Source organism: Streptomyces sp. YPW6 (genome assembly GCF_018866325.1).
GTDB lineage: Bacteria > Actinomycetota > Actinomycetes > Streptomycetales > Streptomycetaceae > Streptomyces.
The window spans coordinates 6,108,205-6,127,792 of the sequence record NZ_CP076457.1 but is presented as its reverse complement, the minus strand read 5'-3'; the positions used below and the strand labels follow the sequence as shown (position 1 = coordinate 6,127,792).

The following is a 19,588-nucleotide window of genomic DNA, read 5'->3' as shown; positions in this document are numbered from 1 at the left end:
GGGCCGGTCGGTCACGTGCGGGAGAACGTGGTCAGCACCGCATGGCCCATCGTCCGCAGGACTCCGGGCGACTCCCCGGCCGCCAGCACGGCGTCGTAGCGGTCCAGCCGGACACCGCCGCCGCCCCCGCCCTCCAGCTCCGTGCCGTCGTCGAGGGAGACGGCGAGCACCGCGCCGCCCTCCGGCGGCAGCAGGCGGACGGTGCCGCAGACGACCGCGGTCTCCGCCCGCGTACGGGCCCGGCGGTACATGACGTTGAGGTTGACGACGGGGCCGCCCAGCAGGAAGCCCTCGGTGGGCAGGTCGCCGGGGAAGCCGTGCGGCCACAGGGGCTCGTCCACGATGTGGTGCTCGCCCCCGACGACGAGGTCCATGCCGGCGCCCTCGACCACGGTGAGGATGCGGTCCACCCCGGGGAAGGCGGAGAACGGCCCGTCGGCGGTGACGTCCGCGAGGCTGACGCGCCAGTCGAAGGCGTCGGCCCCCGCGCCCCCGGGGCCGGTGGCGATCTCCCGGGTGAGCCCGCCGCCGTTCTTCCAGGGGGCGGGGGTCAGGTCGGCGGCGCGCAGGATGCGCGGGGTCACCGGACGATCCCCTGCTCACGGGCGGCGGCCAGCCAGAGCGGGAACTCGGCGACGAGCCGGTCGTACAGCTCGCGGTCCGGGACCTTCCGGGGGTCGGGGCCCGCGTGGAAGTAACCGGCGTTGTCGACGGGCCGCTTGGCGGGGACGGCGAGTTCGTCGAGCTTGCGCAGGAAGTCGAACTGGTTGCTGCGGGTGTTGCCGAAACCGACGAACTGCCAGAACACGGGCAGCTTGGCGGCCTTGCAGAGATAGCGCTCGGCGGCGAGCTTGTTGATCGGTCCGCCGTCCGTCTGGAAGACGACCAGGGCGGGCTCGGTGGAGCCGCTGTCGAGGTAGTGGTCGATGACGGCGTCCATCGCCAGGTGGTAGCTCGTCTTCCCCATGTGGCCGAGGCTTTCGGCGATCTCGTCGATCCGGCCGTGGTGGTTGTCGAGGGCGATGTCGGTGACCGCGTCGACGTCGGTGGAGAAGAAGACGACGGGGACCGTGCCGTCGTCGTCGAGGTGGGACGACAGGCCCAGGACCCGGTCGGCCAGTGCCTGGACGCTGCCGTCACGGTAGTAGGGCTTCATCGAGCCGGAGTAGTCGAGGACGAGATAGACGGCCGCGCGGTGACCGCCCAGGCCGTGCTTCTCCAGCGAGACCCCGGCGCTCTTGTAGAGGCTGACGAGGGCCGGAGCCGTCTCCTGGACCTTGGTCAGGCTGATCGCCGGGCCTCTTTCGGCCACGGCCGTGTCCGCTCCGCGCATGACGGCTCCCCCCGTTCGGTCTTCGCCGGACCTTGAGCCTAGGCGACGGCCGGGCCCCGGGCACACGGCCCGTCGCAGCGGTTCGCTATCTTGATCGCCGCCGCCCCCACCGGCTCGTTGCCCACCCCCAGCGAAGGAGCCGGCCATGGAGGCCGCCGCCACCACGTGCTACCGCCATCCGTCCACCGAGGCGTATGTCCGCTGCACCCGTTGCGACCGCCGCATCTGCCCGGACTGCATGCGGGAGGCCTCCGTCGGCCATCAGTGCGTGGAGTGCGTGAAGGAGGGGCAGCGGTCGGTGCGGCAGCCCCGTACCGTCTTCGGCGGTGCGGTGTCCCGGGCGGCGGCACCGGTCGTGACCTACGTCCTGATCGCGCTCAACGTGCTCGCCTACCTCGGCGAAGTGGTCCGGCCGGAGATCGTGGACCGGTTCGCGGTGCTGGGGGCGGCCCTCACCGGGCCGGACGGCGAGCAGTACTACTACCGGGGCGACACCTTCCCGGGGTACGAGCTGACGGGCGTCGCGGACGGCGAGTGGTACCGGCTGGTGACCGGGGCGTTCCTGCACCTGCCGCCGGACGCGTCGTTCGGGGTGATGCACCTGCTGTTCAACATGTTCGCGCTGTGGAACATCGGCCGGGCGGTGGAGGGGCAGCTCGGCCGGGCCCGCTATCTGGGGCTGTACCTGCTGTCGGCGGTGGGCGGCTCGGTACTGGTCTACCTGCTGGCCCCGGACACCTCCACCGTCGGCGCCTCCGGTGCGGTCTTCGGCCTGGCCGCCGCGTACTGGGTCATCCACCGGCGGCTCGGCCATGACATGGCGGCCGTCAACCGGTTCATGGCCGGGTTCCTGATCTGGATGGTGCTCTCGGCGCTGTTCACCTCGTGGCAGGGGCACCTGGGCGGGCTGCTGACCGGGGCGCTGGTGACGTACGGGCTGGCCTACGCGCCGGCGAAGCTGCGGACCGGGCCCCTCCAGCTCGCGGGCGGGCTGGTGCTGCTGGGGCTGTTCGCGGTGGCGGTCGCGGTGAGGACCTCGGCGCTGACGGGCGGCTGAGAGGACCGGGCGGAACCGGACCCGCCACGGGCCCCGGACCCGCCACGGGCCCCGGGCCGGACCGGGCCCGGACGCGCCACGGCGCCCACTGAGTCCGGTCGGGGACAGGCGGGCGCCGCGTTCAGTTCCGCACGCCGTTGTACGGGACGTATCAAGGGGGCTCCCCCGGGCCGCGTGGCCCAGGGGGAACCCGGGTGGTGCTCAGACCAGCAGGGAGCGGTCCGTCGGGCGGATCGGGGCCGGCAGGGCGCTGGTCCCGGTCAGGAAGCGGTCGACTCCGCGGGCGGCGGAGCGGCCCTCGGCGATCGCCCAGACGATCAGCGACTGGCCGCGTCCCGCGTCACCGGCGACGTAGACGCCGTCGACGTTGGTCGCGTAGCTCTCGTCGCGGGCGACGTTGCCTCGCTGGTCGAGCTCCAGGCCGAACTGCTGGACCAGACCGTTGGACTGGTCGGTTCCGGTGAAGCCCATGGCAAGGGTGACGAGCTGCGCGGGGATGCGCCGCTCCGTGCCGGGCTTCTGCTCCAGCTTACCGTCCTTGAACTCGACCTCGACCAGGTGGAGGGCGGCCACGTTTCCGTCCTCGTCGCCCTCGAAGTGGGTGGTGGAGACGGAGTAGACCCGCTCGCCGCCCTCCTCGTGCGCGGAGGTGACCTTGTAGAGCATCGGGAAGGTCGGCCAGGGCTGGTTGGCGTTCCGCTCCTCGCCCGGCTTGGGCATGATCTCCAGCTGGGTGACGGAGGCCGCGCCCTGGCGGTGGGCGGTGCCCACGCAGTCGGCGCCGGTGTCGCCGCCGCCGATGACGACGACGTGCTTGCCCTCGGCGGTGATCGGGGGAACGGTGAGGTCGCCCTCCTGCACCTTGTTGGCCAGCGGCAGGTACTCCATCGCGAAGTGGACGCCGTTCAGCTCACGGCCGGGGACCGGCAGGTCGCGGGAGACGGTGGCGCCGGCCGCGATGACGACGGCGTCGTAGCGGCGGCGGAGCTTGGCGGCGTCGATGTCCTGGCCGATCTCCACCCCCGTACGGAACTTGGTGCCCTCCAGGCGCATCTGCTCGATGCGGCGGTTGATGTGCGACTTCTCCATCTTGAACTCGGGGATGCCGTAGCGCAGCAGGCCCCCGATGCGGTCCGCGCGCTCGTAGACGACGACGGTGTGGCCGGCCCGGGTCAGCTGCTGGGCGGCGGCGAGTCCCGCCGGGCCCGAGCCGATGACCGCGACGGTCTTGCCGGAGAGGCGCTCGGGCGGCTGCGGGGTGACGTCGCCGCTGTCCCACGCCTTGTCGATGATGGAGACCTCGACGTTCTTGATGGTGACGGCGGGCTGGTTGATGCCGAGCACGCACGCGGACTCGCAGGGCGCCGGGCACAGCCGCCCGGTGAACTCCGGGAAGTTGTTCGTGGCGTGCAGCCGCTCGGACGCGGCGGTCCAGTCCTCGCGGTAGGCGTAGTCGTTCCACTCGGGGATGAGGTTTCCGAGCGGGCAGCCGTTGTGGCAGAAGGGGATGCCGCAGTCCATGCAGCGGCCGGCCTGCTTGCTGATGATCGGGAGCAGCGAGCCCGGAACGTAGACCTCGTTCCAGTCCTTGACGCGCTCGGCCACGGGGCGGGTCTGGGCGACCTCGCGTCCGGTGGTCAGGAAGCCCTTGGGGTCAGCCATGGGTCGCCGCCTCCATCATCTTCTCGGTGGTCTCCTGCTCGGAGAGACCGGCGAGCTCAGCGGCGTCCTTGGCGGCGAGCACTGCCTTGTACGTGGACGGGATGATCTTGCTGAAGCGGGCCACGGCGGTGTCCCACTCGGCGAGGAGCTTCTCGGCGACGGTGGAGCCGGTCTCCTCGTGGTGGCGGCGCACGACGTCGTGCAGCCACTGCTTGTCGGTGTCGTCCAGCTCCTCGACGGCGCCGAGGTTGCCGACGTTGACGTGGTCGCGGTTCAGGTCGATGACGTACGCGATACCGCCCGACATACCGGCGGCGAAGTTGCGGCCGGTCTCGCCGAGGACGACGGCGTGGCCGCCGGTCATGTACTCGCAGCCGTGGTCGCCGACGCCTTCGGAGACGACGAGGGCTCCGGAGTTGCGGACGCAGAAGCGTTCGCCGGTGCGGCCGCGGAGGAAGATCTCGCCGCCGGTCGCGCCGTAGCCGATGGTGTTGCCGGCGATGGTGGAGTACTCGGCGAGGTGGTCGGCGCCCCGGTCCGGGCGGACGATGACCCGGCCGCCGGAGAGGCCCTTGCCGACGTAGTCGTTGGCGTCGCCCTCCAGACGCAGGGTGATGCCGCGCGGCACGAACGCCCCGAAGGACTGGCCGGCCGAGCCGGTGAAGGTGATGTCGATGGTGTCCTGGGGCAGGCCCGGGCCGCCGAACTTGCGGGTCACCTCGTGGCCGAGCATCGTGCCGACGGTCCGGTTGATGTTGCGGATCGCGACCTGGGCGCGGACCGGGCGGGCGGCCTCGGGGCTTGTCGCGCCCAGCGCGTCGGCGGCCAGCTTGATGAGCTGGTTGTCGAGCGCCTTCGTCAGGCCGTGGTCCTGCTCGACGATCCGGTGGCGGACCGCGCCCTCGGGCAGTTCGGGCACGTGGAAGAGCGGGGCGAGGTCGAGGCCCTGCGCCTTCCAGTGCGAGACGGCCCGGTCGGTGTCGAGGAGCTCGGCGTGGCCGACGGCCTCCTCGATGGAGCGGAAGCCCAGCTCGGCGAGGAGTTCGCGGACCTCTTCGGCGATGAACTCGAAGAAGTTGACGACGTACTCGGCCTTGCCGGAGAAGCGGTCGCGCAGCACCGGGTTCTGGGTGGCGATGCCGACCGGGCAGGTGTCCAGGTGGCAGACGCGCATCATGACGCAGCCGGAGACGACGAGCGGCGCGGTCGCGAAACCGAACTCCTCGGCGCCGAGGAGGGCGGCGATGACGACGTCGCGGCCGGTCTTGAGCTGGCCGTCGGTCTGCACGACGATGCGGTCGCGCAGGCCGTTGAGCAGCAGGGTCTGCTGGGTCTCGGCGAGACCGAGCTCCCAGGGGCCGCCCGCGTGCTTCAGGGAGGTGAGCGGGGACGCGCCCGTGCCGCCGTCGTGGCCGGAGATGAGGACGACGTCCGCGTGGGCCTTGGAGACACCGGCGGCGACCGTGCCGACGCCGACCTCGGACACGAGCTTCACGTGGATGCGCGCGACGGGGTTGGCGTTCTTCAGGTCGTGGATCAGCTGCGCGAGGTCTTCGATGGAGTAGATGTCGTGGTGGGGCGGCGGCGAGATGAGGCCGACGCCGGGCGTCGAGTGACGCGTCTTGGCGACCCACGGGTAGACCTTGTGGCCGGGCAGCTGGCCGCCCTCGCCGGGCTTGGCGCCCTGGGCCATCTTGATCTGGATGTCGTCGGCGTTGACCAGGTATTCGCTGGTCACCCCGAAGCGGCCGGAGGCGACCTGCTTGATGGAGGAGCGGCGCTCCGGGTCGTACAGGCGCTCCGGGTCCTCGCCGCCCTCGCCGGTGTTGGACTTGCCGCCGAGCCGGTTCATCGCGATGGCGAGGGTCTCGTGGGCCTCGCGGGAGATGGAGCCGTACGACATGGCGCCGGTGGAGAAGCGCTTGACGATCTCCGAGGCGGGCTCGACCTCGTCGACGGAGATCGGGGCCCGGTCCGAGGTGAAGCCGAAGAGGCCGCGGAGCGTCATGAGGCGCTCGGACTGCTCGTTCACCCGGTCCGTGTACTGCTTGAAGATGTCGTAGCGCCGGTTGCGGGTGGCGTGCTGGAGGCGGAAGACCGTCTCCGGGTCGAACAGGTGGGGTTCGCCCTCGCGCCGCCACTGGTACTCGCCGCCGATGTCCAGCGCGCGGTGGGATGCCGCGATGCCGGAGGCGGGGTACGCCTTGGTGTGCCGGGCGGCGACCTCCTTGGCGATGACGTCCAGTCCGGCGCCGCCGATCTTGGTGGCGGTGCCGTTGAAGTACGCGGCGACGAACTCCTCGTCGAGGCCGACGGCCTCGAAGACCTGGGCGCCGCGGTAGGAGGCGACGGTGGAGATGCCCATCTTGGACATGACCTTCAGGACGCCCTTGCCGAGCGCGTAGATCAGGTTCCGGATGGCCTGCTCGACCTCGATGTTCTCGATGAACGTCCCGGCGCGGACCAGGTCCTCGACGGACTCCATCGCGAGGTACGGGTTGACCGCGGCGGCGCCGTAACCGATGAGCAGCGCGACGTGGTGGACCTCGCGGACGTCCCCGGCCTCGACCAGCAGGCCCACCTGGGTGCGCTGCTTGGTGCGGATGAGGTGGTGGTGGACGGCGGAGGTGAGCAGCAGCGAGGGAATCGGCGCGTGCTCGGCGTCGGAGTGCCGGTCGGAGAGGACGATGAGGCGGGCGCCGTCCTCGATGGCGGCGTCGACCTCGGCGCAGATCTCCTCCAGGCGCGCGGCCAGCGCGTCACCGCCGCCGCTCACCCGGTAGAGACCGGAGAGGGTGGCGGCCCGCATGCCCGGCATGTCGCCGTCGGCGTTGATGTGTATCAGCTTGGCGAGCTCGTCGTTGTCGATCACCGGGAAGGGCAGCGTGACGCTGCGGGCCGCGGCGGCGGTCGGCTCCAGGATGTTGCCCTGGGGGCCGAGCGAGGAGCGCAGCGAGGTGACGAGCTCCTCGCGAATGGCGTCCAGCGGCGGGTTGGTGACCTGGGCGAAGAGCTGGGTGAAGTAGTCGAAGAGCAGCCGCGGGCGCTCGGAGAGCGCGGCGATCGGCGAGTCGGTGCCCATGGAGCCGAGCGGTTCGCCGGCGGTGCGGGCCATCGGCGCGAGGATGACGCGGAGCTCTTCCTCGGTGTAGCCGAAGGTCTGCTGGCGGCGGGTGACCGAGGCGTGGGTGTGCACGATGTGCTCGCGCTCGGGCAGGTCGCTCAGCTCGATCTCGCCGGTCTCCAGCCACTCCTGGTAGGGCTGCTCGGCGGCGAGGGACGCCTTGATCTCGTCGTCCTCGATGATGCGGTGCTCGGCGGTGTCGACGAGGAACATGCGGCCGGGCTGGAGGCGGCCCTTGCGGACGACCTTGGCCGGGTCGATGTCGAGGACGCCGACCTCGGAGGAGAGCACGACGAGGCCGTCGTCGGTGACCCAGTAGCGGCCGGGGCGCAGCCCGTTGCGGTCGAGGACCGCGCCGACCTGGACGCCGTCGGTGAAGGTGACGCAGGCCGGGCCGTCCCAGGGCTCCATCATCGACGCGTGGTACTGGTAGAAGGCGCGCCGGGCCGGGTCCATCGAGTCGTGGTTCTCCCACGCCTCGGGGACCATCATCAGCACGGCGTGCGGCAGCGAGCGGCCGCCGAGGTGGAGCAGTTCCAGCACCTCGTCGAAGGAGGCCGAGTCGGAGGCGTCCGGGGTGCAGACGGGGAAGATCCGGTCGAGCTGCGCCTGGCCGAAGAGGCTGGAGGCGAGCTGGGACTCGCGGGCCTTCATCCAGTTGCGGTTGCCCTTGACCGTGTTGATCTCGCCGTTGTGCGCGACGAAACGGTACGGGTGGGCCAGCGGCCAGCTGGGGAAGGTGTTGGTGGAGAACCGGGAGTGGACCAGGGCGACCGTGGAGGCGAAGCGGCGGTCGGAGAGGTCCGGGAAGAACGGCTCCAGCTGCCCGGTGGTGAGCATGCCCTTGTAGACGAGGGTGCGGGCGGACAGCGAGGGGAAGTACACCCCGGCCTCACGCTCGGCACGCTTGCGCAGGACGAACGCCTTGCGGTCCAGGACGATGCCGGCGCTCTCGCCGTCGGCGACGAAGACCTGGCGGAAGGTGGGCATGGTGGCGCGGGCGCCGTTGCCGAGAAGTTCGGGGGTGACCGGGACGTCGCGCCAGCCGAGGACCTTCAGGCCCTCCTGGGCCGCGATCTTCTCGATCGTGCGGACGGCCTCGGTGGAGTTGTCGGCGGGCAGGAAGGCGATGCCCACGGCGTACGAGCCGGCCTCGGGAAGTTCGAAAGGGGTCTCGGCGCGCAGGAAGGCGTCCGGGACCTGGCAGAGAATGCCGGCGCCGTCGCCGGAGTCGGGCTCGGAGCCGGTGGCGCCGCGGTGTTCGAGGTTGCGCAGCACGGTCAGCGCCTGCTCGACCAGCTCATGGCTGGCCACACCGGTCAGAGTGGCCACGAACCCGACGCCACAGGCGTCGTGCTCGTTACGGGGGTCGTACATCCCCTGCTGGGCGGGGCGACCGTCCATGGGCGACCAGGCGTCGATACGCATCGGCTCTCCCGTCGTCGTCGTGGCATGTGCAGTGCCGAGGGACGACGTTGGCCCTCTGCGAAATTTCGTGCAGGTTACATGATGGGGCGCTTCTCAAGAAGCGGAAGGCTTGTTCCAACATACGGACACCGTGGTGACCGGAAGTGACTGGGCGATCCAGAGGCGACCGGCTGACCAGGGGTGGGTCGCTGTCGGAACGATCGGCGCCCGGGGAGTCGCAGAGAGCAGGCGTCGTTGCCTGCGGTGCTTACGGCTCTTGCCCGGCGGTACGCGAAACGAAACCACCGAGTTACGGCTACTTATGTGTAGCGCTGCATAGCGTCTCATTTTACGGCCGCGGGGCCGCTCGCGCCCAGTGGGCGGTGCCAGGACGTACGTCACAGGGGTTGCGGGGCGGTTGCGCCGTTCGGGCGACCCGGTTACGCCGGTCGCCCGGCCGCTCCGGCCGCCGCGCAGTCCGGCCGCTCCGCCCCCGCGCCGTCCGGTCCGCCCGCCGCGCCGTCCGGCGACACCGTTCGGCGGGCCACCCTCGGGGGTCACCCGACGGCGACGCCGAACAGGGTGCCGAGTCCGTACGTCATCGCGGCCGCCGTGCCGCCGAGGGCGAGCTGCCGCAGCCCGCTGAACCACCAGCTGCGGGCCGTCACCCGGGCCACGACCGCGCCGCAGGCGAAGAGGCCGAGAAGCGCGAGGAGCACGGCGGGCCACAGGGCGCTCGCGCCGAGGAGATAGGGCAGGACGGGCAGCAGGGCGCCCAGTGCGAACGCGCCGAACGACGAGACGGCGGCGACCAGCGGCGAGGGCAGGTCGCCGGGGTCGATGCCCAGCTCCTCGCGGGCGTGTATCTCCAGCGCCTGCTCGGGATCGCGGGACAGCTGCCGGGCCACCTCGCGGGCCAGCGGCGCGTCCACCCCCCGGGACTCGTAGAGCGCGGCCAGTTCGGCCATCTCGTCCTTGGGGTGCTTGCGGAGTTCGCGGCGCTCGACGTCCAGCTCGGCCTGGACCAGGTCGCGCTGCGAGGCGACGGAGGTGTATTCGCCGGCCGCCATGGAGAACGCCCCGGCGGCCAGGCCCGCGAGCCCGGTGATCACAATGGTCTGCTGGGAGACCGCACCCCCGGCGACGCCGGTCATCAGGGCGAGGTTGGAGACCAGGCCGTCCATGGCGCCGAAGACGGCGGGACGCAGCCAGCCACCGTTGACGTCCCGGTGGGTGTGGTTGTCCCGGTGCGCCTCGTGCAGAACGGCATCGGTCTCGATGATGGCCACGACTCACTTCTCCCCTGCTGAGTACAAATTTCGACAAAGTCCAAGGTACGCCGTCCGGGCGATCGCCGCCAGCAAGGCAGGGCTGGCTTACCACCGCTCTGACCTGCGAGGAAAGGCCAGCCTCAGCTTCCTTAGGGGCCACCCGAACGGCTCCATCACGCCGCTGTCCCGACGCCGGGCGTCCTCCGCGTGGCACAGATACGGACAGGCCCCGGGAACGGACCCGGTCGGGCCCGGCCCGGACGAACGCCCGCCGCCCCCGCACCCCGCTTCGACCGGATCGGATCCGACGCCCACTCCGCACCGACCCACCAGGAGGCTCTGCGCCCATGACCCGCATCGCGGTGCTCGGCAGCACCAACATGGACCTCGTCGCCTACACCGCCCGCGCCCCGCGGCGCGGCGAGACCGTCACCGGACGGGAGTTCCGGACGATCCCCGGGGGCAAGGGCGCCAACCAGGCCGTCGCCGCCGCCCGCGCGGGCGGGGAGGTGATGATGATCGGCGCGGTCGGGAACGACGCGTACGGCGCACAGCTGCGCGACGGGCTGGAGCACGCGGGCGTCGACACCGACCTCCTGCACACCGCCGAAGGCCCCAGCGGCACCGCGCACGTCGTGGTGGACGACGCCGGGTCCAACGCGATCGTGGTGGTCCCCGGCGCCAACGGCGTCGTCACCGCGCTCGGCCCCGGGGAGATCGCGGCGATCGCCGCGTCCGAGCTGCTGCTGATGCAGCTCGAACTCCCGCTGTCCGCCGTGGTGGAGGGCGCCCGCGCCGCCCGCTCCCAGGGCGTGCGGACCATCCTCACCCCCTCCCCCGTACAGCCGCTGCCCGACGAGCTCCTCGACCACATCGACCTGCTGGTCCCCAACGAGCACGAGGCGGCCGAGCTGTCCGGGCAGGCCGAACCGCACGCCGCCGCGCAGATCCTGCTGCGCCGGGTGCCCGAGGTGATCATCACGCTCGGCGCGAGGGGAAGCCTGTACGCGGCCCGGGGCGGGGAACCGGTGCTCTTCGAGGCGCCCTCGGTGACCGCCGTCGACACGACCGGGGCCGGGGACACGTTCGTCGGGGCGCTGGCCGTGGCGCTCGGCGAGCGGCGTCCGGTGGCCGAGGCGCTGGCGTTCGCGTCCTCGGCGGCCGCGCTCTGCATCCAGAAACGGGGCGCGTCCACGTCCATGCCCTACCGCGGCGAGATCGAGGCGGCGTGACCGGCACCGGGTCAGGGGCCCTCGCCGGGCCGAGGACGTCGGCCTCACCGGCCCCTTCCCGGGAACCACTGCCGGACGGGCCGTTCGGGGACACGACGGCGACGGTGGCGGCGCGCCGGACCCCGGCGGCCCCTGGGGTGCTTCGCGGGTCCGTGAGGCAACCGGACGGGTAGGGAGCGCGAGCGCGCCGGACCCCGGACGCCGGGTCCCGGGCCGCAGACGGCAGACGGCAGACGGCGGATGGCAGACGGCAGGGCGACAGCGACCCCTACGGTCTGCCGTCGAGCCGCCCCCGCTCGGACGGCGGACGGTCCGGTGGGATCTCACGGTCCGCGTCCGCGGGCGGCTGTTCCCGGGGACCGGCGGCGGACTCCCGGTTCGCCGCTCTCCGGAGCAGCGCGAAGACGCCCCCCAGGAGCACGAGGCCGGCCGGGAAGGAGAGGCCCACGACTGGCGGGGGGAGGGGGGTCACCTGGTCGAGGAAGGCCGCGAGGTTCAGCACGGTGTGCAGGGCGACGGCCGCGAGCAGCCCCAGCGGCCAACGGCACCGACGGCCCGCGAAGCCCCACAGCACCACGGCGGTCATCGCACCGTGCCCGAGTGACGCGAAGACCCGTTCCGTGGCGAAGCTGTGCAGGTCCACCACGGCCGGGCCGGGCCCGTCCGCCCTGACCATCGTCCAGCCCACGAACCCGGCCTCCCCCACTCCGAACCCGCAGCCGAGCGCCAGTCCCGTCCGGAGCCAGGACCGGGCGAGACGGGCCCTGACCCGCGGCAGGAACGCGGGCAGGGCCTTGACCGCTTCTTCGGAGACGGGCGGCAGGAGCAGGGCGAAGACCAGGAACCAGAGCGGTGAGGCAGCCGTGACCTCGGCCCGGGTCGAACCGGCTGCCGCAACCGCCTCGGCGACCGGCGCCTTCACCAGCAGGTTCACCAGAGGGCTGGAGCCCGACGCGCAGCAGAACAGCAGGACGTAGAACCGTTCCTTGCCGGTCAGCTGCCACAGGACCACCCCGACACCCACCGCGAGGGCGAGCACGGTCGACGCCATGAGGACCCAGGTCACCGAGCCGGACTCCCAGTGCCGGGAGCGGGGTCGGCGGCCCTCGCGACGCGTACGCCCGCCATCGGATCAGCCCTTCGCGAAGTCGGTCGTCGGCTGCGCGGCGGACCGGGAGCTGCTCCGCGCCACGGGCTCGGGGTCCTTCTCCGGCGCTTCGGCCACCGGGCGGGCCCCCGCGGGCCGCGTACGGGTGCGGACACCCCCGGGACCGCGGGCGAGCCGCCGGCCGAGGGCTGTGGAGCGCCACCGCCCGATCAGCCGGTCGACCCAGCCGAAGGGTTCGTCGAGGGGGCGCAGCAGCAGCACCAGGCAACCGAACATGGCGAGGGCGAAGCTGCCGAGGCCCATCAGCAGGCCGATGGCGAAGTGCAGGGACACCCCGGCGGCCAAGAGGTACGGACGGACCGATCGTTTGGCGAAGAGCCCGAGCACCATCGCGAACTCGATGACGAGAGGTCCCCAGGTCAGGGCGATGACACCGAAACTGGTGCGGGTGATCGCGTCCGTCAGCGGGGAGATCCAGCCCGGCGCCCCGAAGTAGGGGTCGCGGAGCCAGTAGAAGAGCGAGGTTCCGTCGGCCCACTCCGTATGGCTGAGTTTGGCCACCGACGACTGGAAGTAGAGCCCGGCCACCTGGATCCGGATCACGACCGACGCGGACCAGGCGAAGAGCGACCAGCCGCGGGAGCCTCCTTCGCGTGCGACCCGGTCGGGCCCCGCGCCCCAGTGCCAGGTGCGGGAGTCCCCGAGAGCGATCGGGATCATCAGCAGGGCCACGACCGCCGCGATCTGGTCACCGCCGTCGGGGGCGGTGACGTTGGCCTGGAAGCTGAAGGTGATCCACCAGTGCGGAATCGCGGTGTAGCGGGGCCGCCATCCGGAGACCACGACAAGGAGGACGAGAATGGAAACCAGTCGTGCGAACCCCACATTCTCACCAGGCATCGCACAGTAGATACCGATGGCGGAGGGGCCGTCGCACTTGGGAAAGTCGGGGACTCCCTGGGCCGGCAGGAAAAGAGAATCGGTGCCGGTGGCCAGCAGAGTGGACAGTGTACCGAGAGCGATGAGCGTCCTGGCCAATCCGTAGACGTTGGTCCACGGCGACAGGGAAGCGATGCGAGAGGCGAAAGCGTCCCATCTTGCGGTCAGCATGCGACCTCCAGGACCGCTACCTTCCCGGGCATTTTCATATCTCCCTCGGAATCCGACCACGCCCATGGCAGGACTTCCTGCTGGGTGACACCGACGGCTCCGCACAGAAGCGGCCGGGGCACCGGAGCCTTCGCGGCGATCGGATCCCCGAAAGCGGACAGGCAGCGTGCCAGATCCCCGTCGTCACAGGTTTTCCAGGCACTGGGGCTGACCCGTGCCTGGAGCTGGCCGAGTTCGACGCCCTGGGCCCGCGACGTGCGGTTGAAACCGAAAGCGTTCCGCGCTTCGGAATGCGGTGCGAGCAGGGCGTCGTTCCATTTCCCGCCGGAATCCCGGGTCCAGACCTCGATCTTGGCGTCGCGAGGAGACTTGGTGAAGAAGGCCCAGCCCTGGGGCGTCACCACCCGGACGGTCCGCTCCATTCCGGCCTGACCGGGTAGCTGGACGGCATTGCTGGGCAACTGGGTGTGCAGCACATAGCCGCCGACCAGCGTCCAGAAGGCGATGACGGCGATCAGCAGCTTGCCCATCCCCGGGTTGGCGGGGGGCTCCTGGTTGCCGGGTGGCTCCCCCTTGCCCGCTGCGACCCGGCGAACTTCCTCCGGCACGGTTCGTTCCCTTCCTCGCCTGGTGATCCGCGGACCGGGGCCGGCCCCTCCCTCGCGCACGGAGGCAGGCCGGCCCCGGCCTCATCTCGATGGAGCGCGTGGCCCGGCGCACTACGGGCGGGCCACCCCGTGCCGTCAGACCTTGAGCTCACCGGCCGCCTGGTGCACCCAGCGCTCGCGGCTGATGGTGTCGCCGGCCTTCGGGCTGACGCTGTCGACCCAGTTGACCTGGTAGGCGACGTTCGCGGACTCGTAGGCGTTGACGAAGTACACGACGTTGCCCACGCCGAGGACGACGACGAGGACGACGCACTGGGCACCGAGGTTGTCCTCCGCCTTGGCGGGGGCGCCGTACTCGGACCGCATCGCACCGACGGTGTTCTGGCTCGCCTCGGTGAGGATGCGGTTGACTCGCACCTCGTTGCCGCTCTGCATCTCCGAGCCGAACCGGTCGAAGAAGGTGCTGTCCTTGGCCTTGATGACGTCGACCACCGTGTCGGCCACCTCCGCCGACTCGGCCGACGACGTCTTGCCGCGGGCGAGCGTGAGGTCGGGGTGCGCCTTCGCCACCGGCCCCTGGCCGAAGAACAGACCTTCGTAAAGGGTTTCGCCATTCACCGGGGTCGCGGCGGATACGGCCGGCGTGTTCCCGGTCGCGGCCGACGCCGACACGGGTCCCAGACCGGCGAGCGCGACAGCCGCCACCGTGCCCATGACCACTCTCTTACTGGAAATCTTCACGCGTGATTTTCCCTCCGTGCAGACCGATGCCCATTACGGGGTGCCGATTGCCGACCTGAAGACGGTCTCAGGCAACGACGCTCTCCGCTACGGCACTTTCGGGAGGGGTGGCACTTCCAGCAGAACACAGTTGACGATGGTAAAGAACGGCGACGGCGACCGCTTCCATGCGTGAAACCAGACCCAGTTTCTCCAGAAGGTGGGAAATATGCCCCTTCACGGTACGTTCGGCGATTCCCAGACGTCGCGCCAGGGTGCGGTTGGACGCACCGGCCCCCAGGGCGACGAGAACCTGCCTCTCCCGCGATGTGAGAAGGCCGATTTCCGGAATTCCTCCGTCCTCTTGAAGGATCCCGCAGTCGCATTGACGCAAGGGCGGTGCGGAATCCACCCGACCGTCCCGCAATTCCTGAACCGCGTGCACTTGAACCCCCGTTCACTTGCTGTTCAGCGAGGCCGAAGACTCACGCCTTCAATCGCTTTCGAGCCATCGATGCTAAACGAGCCGCCTGCGTCGCGGGCGGCCCCGCGGCCGATCCCGGCGTCATCCGGACAGCCCGGTACGCGAGAACCCCGGAGGCCCTGACCGGGCTTCCGGGGTTCTTCTCCTGATCAAGTTCTGACAGGTCGAGTCGCTACGGGCGGTGGCGCGGCCCCCCTTCCGCACCAGGGGAACCAGGGGGAACAACCGCACCGGCGGCCACTAGGACTGGCGTGAAATCGACCCTCTGTCGTCGGAGTCCTCGGAGCCCGCCTCATCCGCCTGGGCCTTCGCGCCGTCGGAGCCCGCCGCGTCGGCACGGGTCTCCGGGGAGTCCGTGGCATCGTCCTGGGAGTCATCCGCGGAGCTGTCCGTGGAGTTGTCCGTGGACGCGGCAACCCCCTTCGCAGCTCCGCCGTCCGCGGCGTCCTGGTCCGGCTCGACGATCTCCTCGCGGCCCGGGCGGAGCTTCGCGGAGATGACGATGTAGGCGACGGCGAGCGTGAAGACGATGATCGCGGTCCACACGTTCAACCGGAGGCCGAGGACGTGGTGAGCCTCGTCGACCCGCATGTACTCGATCCAGCCGCGACCGGCGCAGTAGGCCGCGACGTACAGCGCGAAAGCCCGTCCGTGGCCCAGCTTGAAACGACGATCGGCCCACATGACCAGCAGGGCGACCCCGACGCACCACAGCGATTCGTAGAGGAAGGTCGGGTGGTAGGTACCCGCGACCCGGTTCGGGCCGTCGCTGATCTCCAGGGCCCAGGGGAGGTCGGTCGGCTTGCCGTACAGCTCCTGGTTGAACCAGTTGCCCCAGCGGCCGAACGCCTGGGCCAGGGCGAGCGCGGGCGCCGTCGCGTCGGCGAAGGGGGGCAGCGCGATACCACGCCGCCGACAACCGATCCAGGCTCCCAGCGCCCCCAGGGCGACCGCGCCCCAGATGCCGAGACCGCCCTCCCACACCTTGAAGGCGTCGACCCAGTTGCGGTTCTCACCGAAGTACAGCTGGTAGTCGGTGATCACGTGGTAGAGCCGACCGCCGAGCAGCCCGAAGGGAACGGCCCAGACGGCGATGTCCCAACTCGTTCCGTGCTTCCCTCCCCGGGCGACCCAACGGCGGTTCAGAACCCACAGGCCGAAGAAGAGGCCGACAATGATCGCGAGTGCGTAGCCGCGCAGCGGAATGGGTCCGATTTCGAGGACGCCGCTCGACGGGCTGGGAATGGAGGCAAGGTTCATGGCGAGACCGACGGTACCCTGCCGGGTGGTGCCTGCGGCAAGCCACCCCGCATCATCCGGGTAACGAGGACCGCGTCAGAGCCGGGCCGGGAGCCCGGTCAGGAGCCGGTTTCCGAGGGCGGGGCCGCCGGGTCGGACACCCCCTCCTCCGGTGTGGCCGGGGTGGCGGTGCCGGGCTTCTTGCCCTTGTTGGCCTCGGCGACCCACTTCTTCAGGTTCTCCGGGGAGATCTGCTCGTCGCCCTTGCTCGGGAAGACGGACTCCCCGTTGAGCAGCACCGTCGGCGTGCCCGGGAAGCCGCCCTCGCGGAACGCCGTATCGGACTTCTTCACCCAGCTGTCGTGGTCGCCGTCCTCCACACAGCTGCGGAAGCCCGGCGTGTCGAGCCCGTCGACCTCGCCGGCCAGCTCGATCAGCCGGCTGTTCTTGCCGAAGGCGTCGTCCGGCTCGGGAGGCTGGTTGCTGAAGAGGACGTCGTGATACGGGATGAACTTGCCGGCGTCCTGGGCGCAGGCCGCGGCGTTGGCGGCGCGCAGTGACCCGCTGCCGCCGAAGTTGCCGTCGATGATGGTGGCCAGGTGGTACTCCACCCTGATCCGGCCCTCATCGGCCAGCTCGGCGATGGTGTCCCGGAAGACGGTCTCGAACTGGGCGCAGACCGGGCAGCGGAAGTCCTCCCAGATCGTCAGCGTGGACGGGGCGTCGGCGGCGCCAACCGGCAGAGTCAGGGCGTCCTCGCCCATCGCGCCCGACGGGGCGACCGCCGGGCCGGCGGCGGAGCTGTCGTCGTCCTTGCCCGCGTTGGCCGCGATCAGGCCGACCACGGCGGCCAGGCCGAGCACCCCGACCACCGCCGAGGCGACGATCAGCGTCCGGCGGCGCTTCTCGCGCCCCTTCTCCCGCTCGCGCTGCTGGGCCAGGCGCTCGCGCGCGCTTCTGTTTCCTTCAGGAATCTTGTCGCTCACACCCGGGGAACGAACCGGGGAGGCACCTGCGCGCCTCCCCGGTCCACAATCCACCCATTCGGGTGGTCACGGGCTCAGCGCTTTCGAACACCTTCGGCGAGTTCGCCCGCCAGGGAACGGACGGCGGCCAGGCCGGCGGCCTCGTCGGGGGCGTCCAGCATGGCCTTGACGAAGGCCGAGCCGACGATCACACCGTCGGCGAATCCGGCGACCTCGGCGGCCTGCGCCGCGTTGGAGACACCGAGGCCGACACAGACCGGCAGGTCGGTGGTGGCGCGGGTGCGTCCCACCAGCTCCTGGGCCTGGGCGCCGACGGAGGCGCGGGTGCCGGTGACACCCATCAGGGACGCGGCGTAGACGAAGCCGCTGCCGGCCGCCGTGATGGTGGCGAGGCGGGCGTCCTGGCTGCTGGGGGCGACGACGAACACGGTGGCCAGGCCGTGCTTGTCGGCGTGCTCACGCCACAGCGCGGACTCCTGGACCGGCAGGTCGGGCAGGATGCACCCGGCGCCGCCCGCCTCGGCCAGCTCGGCGGTGAAGCGCTCGACACCGTAGCGGTCGATGGGGTTCCAGTACGTCATGACGAGGATCGGCACGCCGGTGGCCTCGTACGCCTCGCGGACCGTGCGCATCACGTCGGCGATGCGGACGCCGCCGCGCAGGGCGATGTCGTCGGCGGTCTGGATGACCGGTCCGTCGAGGACCGGGTCGCTGTGCGGGAGCCCGACCTCGACGACGTCCGCGCCGCCCGCGACGACCGCCTTGACCGCTTCGACACCGCCGTCGACGGTCGGGAAGCCCGCCGGGAGGTAGGCGATGAGCGCCGCCCGGTCCGCGGCCTTCGCGGCGGCCAGCGTGGTGTTCAACAGCTCGATGTTGCCGCTCACTTGGCGTCCCCCTCGATCTCGGCGCTGTCGCTGCCGGCGTCCGCCTCGACGGCGGCGTCGGTGTCGTAGAGCCCGAAGTAGCGGGCGGCGGTGTCCATGTCCTTGTCACCGCGGCCGGACAGGTTGACGAGGATCAGCCCGTCCCTGCCCAGCTCCTTGCCCAGGTCCAGGGCCCCGGCGAGGGCGTGGGCGCTCTCGATGGCCGGGATGATGCCCTCGGTGCGGGACAGCAGGCGCAGGGCCTGCATGGCCGCGTCGTCGGTGACCGCGCGGTACTCGCCCCGCCCCGCGTCCTTGAGGTAGGAGTGCTCGGGGCCGATGCCGGGGTAGTCGAGCCCGGCCGAGATGGAGTAGGGCTCGGTGATCTGGCCCTCGTCGTCCTGGAGGACGTAGGAGCGGGAGCCGTGCAGGATGCCGGGCTCCCCCGCGGTGAGGGTCGCCGCGTGCTCGCCGGTCTCCACCCCGTGCCCGGCGGGCTCGCAGCCGACGAGGCGGACGCCCTCGTCGGGGATGAAGGCGTGGAAGAGGCCGATGGCGTTGGAGCCGCCGCCGACGCAGGCGACCGCCGCGTCCGGGAGGCGCCCGGCGCGCTCCAGGAGCTGGCGGCGGGCCTCGACGCCGATGACGCGGTGGAAGTCGCGGACCATCGCGGGGAAGGGGTGCGGGCCCGCGACAGTACCGAAGAGGTAGTGGGTGCGGTCCACGTTGGCGACCCAGTCGCGGAACGCCTCGTTGATGGCGTCCTTCAGGGTCCGCGAGCCGGACTTCACGGCGACGACCTCGGCGCCGAGCATCCGCATCCGGGCCACGTTCAGGGCCTGGCGCTGGGTGTCGATCTCGCCCATGTAGATGGTGCAGTCGAGGCCGAAGAGCGCGCAGGCGGTCGCGGTGGCGACGCCGTGCTGGCCGGCTCCGGTCTCCGCGATGACACGGGTCTTGCCCATGCGCCGGGTGAGGAGGGCCTGGCCCAGCACGTTGTTGATCTTGTGCGAGCCGGTGTGGTTCAGGTCCTCGCGCTTGAGGAAGATCCGGGCGCCGCCCGCGTGCTCGGCGAAGCGCGGGACCTCGGTCAGCGCGCTGGGGCGGCCCGTGTAGTTCACCATCAGCTCGTTGAGCTCGGCGGCGAACGCCGGGTCGGCCTTGGCCTTGTCGTACTCGACGGCGACCTCGTCCACGGCGGCGACGAGCGCCTCCGGGATGAACTTGCCGCCGTACGCGCCGAAATAGCCCTCGGCGCTGGGGATCAGACCCTCGGGGTCCGGAACGAAGAACTCGGACGTCATGCGACGTGCTCCTTGGCATGGCAACGGGTGGGTTCACCGTGTGCGCGAAGCGGCGAGCGCCACCGGGACCGGCGTGC

The 19,588-nt window shown here is 71.2% G+C and carries 16 protein-coding genes and 1 pseudogene; 3 read left to right on the top strand and 14 right to left on the bottom strand.

Annotated elements, in window-relative coordinates; all coding sequences use genetic code 11:
• Positions 1-11: 11 nt before the first annotated feature.
• A complete protein-coding gene (locus tag KME66_RS26840) occupies positions 12-584 on the bottom strand; it encodes a HutD family protein (protein ID WP_216326872.1) in 573 nt (190 codons plus the stop codon).
• Positions 581-1,333 (bottom strand): VWA domain-containing protein, encoded by a 753-nt coding sequence (locus KME66_RS26835; protein WP_216326869.1) that lies wholly within the window; start codon positions 1,331-1,333, stop codon positions 581-583. The genes KME66_RS26840 and KME66_RS26835 overlap by 4 nt, the downstream gene beginning before the upstream one ends.
• 145 nt (positions 1,334-1,478) lie before the next feature.
• Between KME66_RS26835 and KME66_RS26830 the strand changes: the two genes are divergently transcribed.
• Entirely contained in the window at positions 1,479-2,390 is a 912-nt protein-coding gene (locus KME66_RS26830; protein ID WP_216326866.1) for a rhomboid family intramembrane serine protease, read from the top strand.
• A gap of 201 nt (positions 2,391-2,591) precedes the next feature.
• On the opposite strand, the gene KME66_RS26825 is transcribed toward KME66_RS26830, so the two are convergent.
• The 3 genes from KME66_RS26825 to KME66_RS26815 form a co-directional block, all read right to left on the bottom strand.
• Positions 2,592-4,052: a glutamate synthase subunit beta gene (locus tag KME66_RS26825; protein WP_073217683.1), complete on the bottom strand. Its 1,461-nt coding sequence runs from the start codon at positions 4,050-4,052 to the stop codon at positions 2,592-2,594.
• On the bottom strand, positions 4,045-8,604 hold the full coding sequence (gltB, locus tag KME66_RS26820; protein WP_216326863.1) for a glutamate synthase large subunit: 4,560 nt from the start codon (positions 8,602-8,604) through the stop codon (positions 4,045-4,047). The genes KME66_RS26825 and gltB overlap by 8 nt, the downstream gene beginning before the upstream one ends.
• A gap of 536 nt (positions 8,605-9,140) precedes the next feature.
• A complete protein-coding gene (locus KME66_RS26815) occupies positions 9,141-9,872 on the bottom strand; it encodes a VIT1/CCC1 transporter family protein (RefSeq protein ID WP_073217689.1) in 732 nt (243 codons plus the stop codon).
• A 329-nt stretch (positions 9,873-10,201) separates the two neighbouring features.
• On the opposite strand from KME66_RS26815, the gene rbsK reads away from it, so the two are divergent.
• Positions 10,202-11,086, top strand: a complete 885-nt coding sequence (gene rbsK / locus KME66_RS26810) for a ribokinase (protein WP_216326860.1) — start codon at positions 10,202-10,204, stop codon at positions 11,084-11,086.
• A 268-nt stretch (positions 11,087-11,354) separates the two neighbouring features.
• Here rbsK and KME66_RS26805 read toward each other — a convergent pair whose 3' ends face one another.
• From KME66_RS26805 to KME66_RS26790, 4 genes are all read right to left on the bottom strand, one after another.
• The gene (locus KME66_RS26805) at positions 11,355-12,152 is read right to left on the bottom strand and encodes a hypothetical protein (protein ID WP_216326843.1); all 798 of its coding nucleotides are present in this window, start codon (positions 12,150-12,152) and stop codon (positions 11,355-11,357) included.
• Positions 12,153-12,218: 66 nt separating this feature from the next.
• Positions 12,219-13,304 (bottom strand): sporulation-delaying protein SdpB family protein, encoded by a 1,086-nt coding sequence (locus KME66_RS26800; protein ID WP_216326840.1) that lies wholly within the window; start codon positions 13,302-13,304, stop codon positions 12,219-12,221.
• Complete coding sequence (locus tag KME66_RS26795; protein ID WP_216326836.1) at positions 13,298-13,912, bottom strand: SdpA family antimicrobial peptide system protein; 615 nt, start codon at positions 13,910-13,912, stop codon at positions 13,298-13,300. The genes KME66_RS26800 and KME66_RS26795 overlap by 7 nt, the downstream gene beginning before the upstream one ends.
• Positions 13,913-14,047: 135 nt before the next feature.
• Positions 14,048-14,653: a hypothetical protein gene (locus KME66_RS26790; RefSeq protein ID WP_216326833.1), complete on the bottom strand. Its 606-nt coding sequence runs from the start codon at positions 14,651-14,653 to the stop codon at positions 14,048-14,050.
• 16 nt (positions 14,654-14,669) lie between these two features.
• Here KME66_RS26790 and KME66_RS34205 point away from each other — a divergent pair, with 16 nt between their 5' ends.
• A complete protein-coding gene (locus tag KME66_RS34205; RefSeq protein ID WP_253208635.1) occupies positions 14,670-14,828 on the top strand; it encodes a hypothetical protein in 159 nt (52 codons plus the stop codon).
• Positions 14,829-14,861: 33 nt separating this feature from the next.
• Here KME66_RS34205 and KME66_RS34200 read toward each other — a convergent pair.
• The 5 genes and pseudogenes from KME66_RS34200 to trpB all read right to left on the bottom strand — a co-directional run.
• Positions 14,862-15,044: pseudogene (locus tag KME66_RS34200) on the bottom strand (response regulator transcription factor); the annotation flags it as partial.
• 312 nt (positions 15,045-15,356) lie between these two features.
• Positions 15,357-16,376: a prolipoprotein diacylglyceryl transferase gene (gene lgt / locus KME66_RS26780; protein ID WP_216326830.1), complete on the bottom strand. Its 1,020-nt coding sequence runs from the start codon at positions 16,374-16,376 to the stop codon at positions 15,357-15,359.
• 98 nt (positions 16,377-16,474) lie between these two features.
• Complete coding sequence (locus tag KME66_RS26775; protein WP_073217697.1) at positions 16,475-17,341, bottom strand: thioredoxin domain-containing protein; 867 nt, start codon at positions 17,339-17,341, stop codon at positions 16,475-16,477.
• Positions 17,342-17,415: 74 nt separating this feature from the next.
• Entirely contained in the window at positions 17,416-18,228 is an 813-nt protein-coding gene (gene trpA, locus KME66_RS26770) for a tryptophan synthase subunit alpha (protein ID WP_216326827.1), read from the bottom strand.
• Positions 18,225-19,511 carry a tryptophan synthase subunit beta gene (gene trpB / locus KME66_RS26765; RefSeq protein WP_216326824.1) on the bottom strand — a complete coding sequence of 429 codons (1,287 nt, stop codon included), beginning with the start codon at positions 19,509-19,511 and terminating at the stop codon, positions 18,225-18,227. Before trpB ends, trpA begins: the two co-directional genes overlap by 4 nt.
• Positions 19,512-19,588 lie beyond the last annotated feature (77 nt).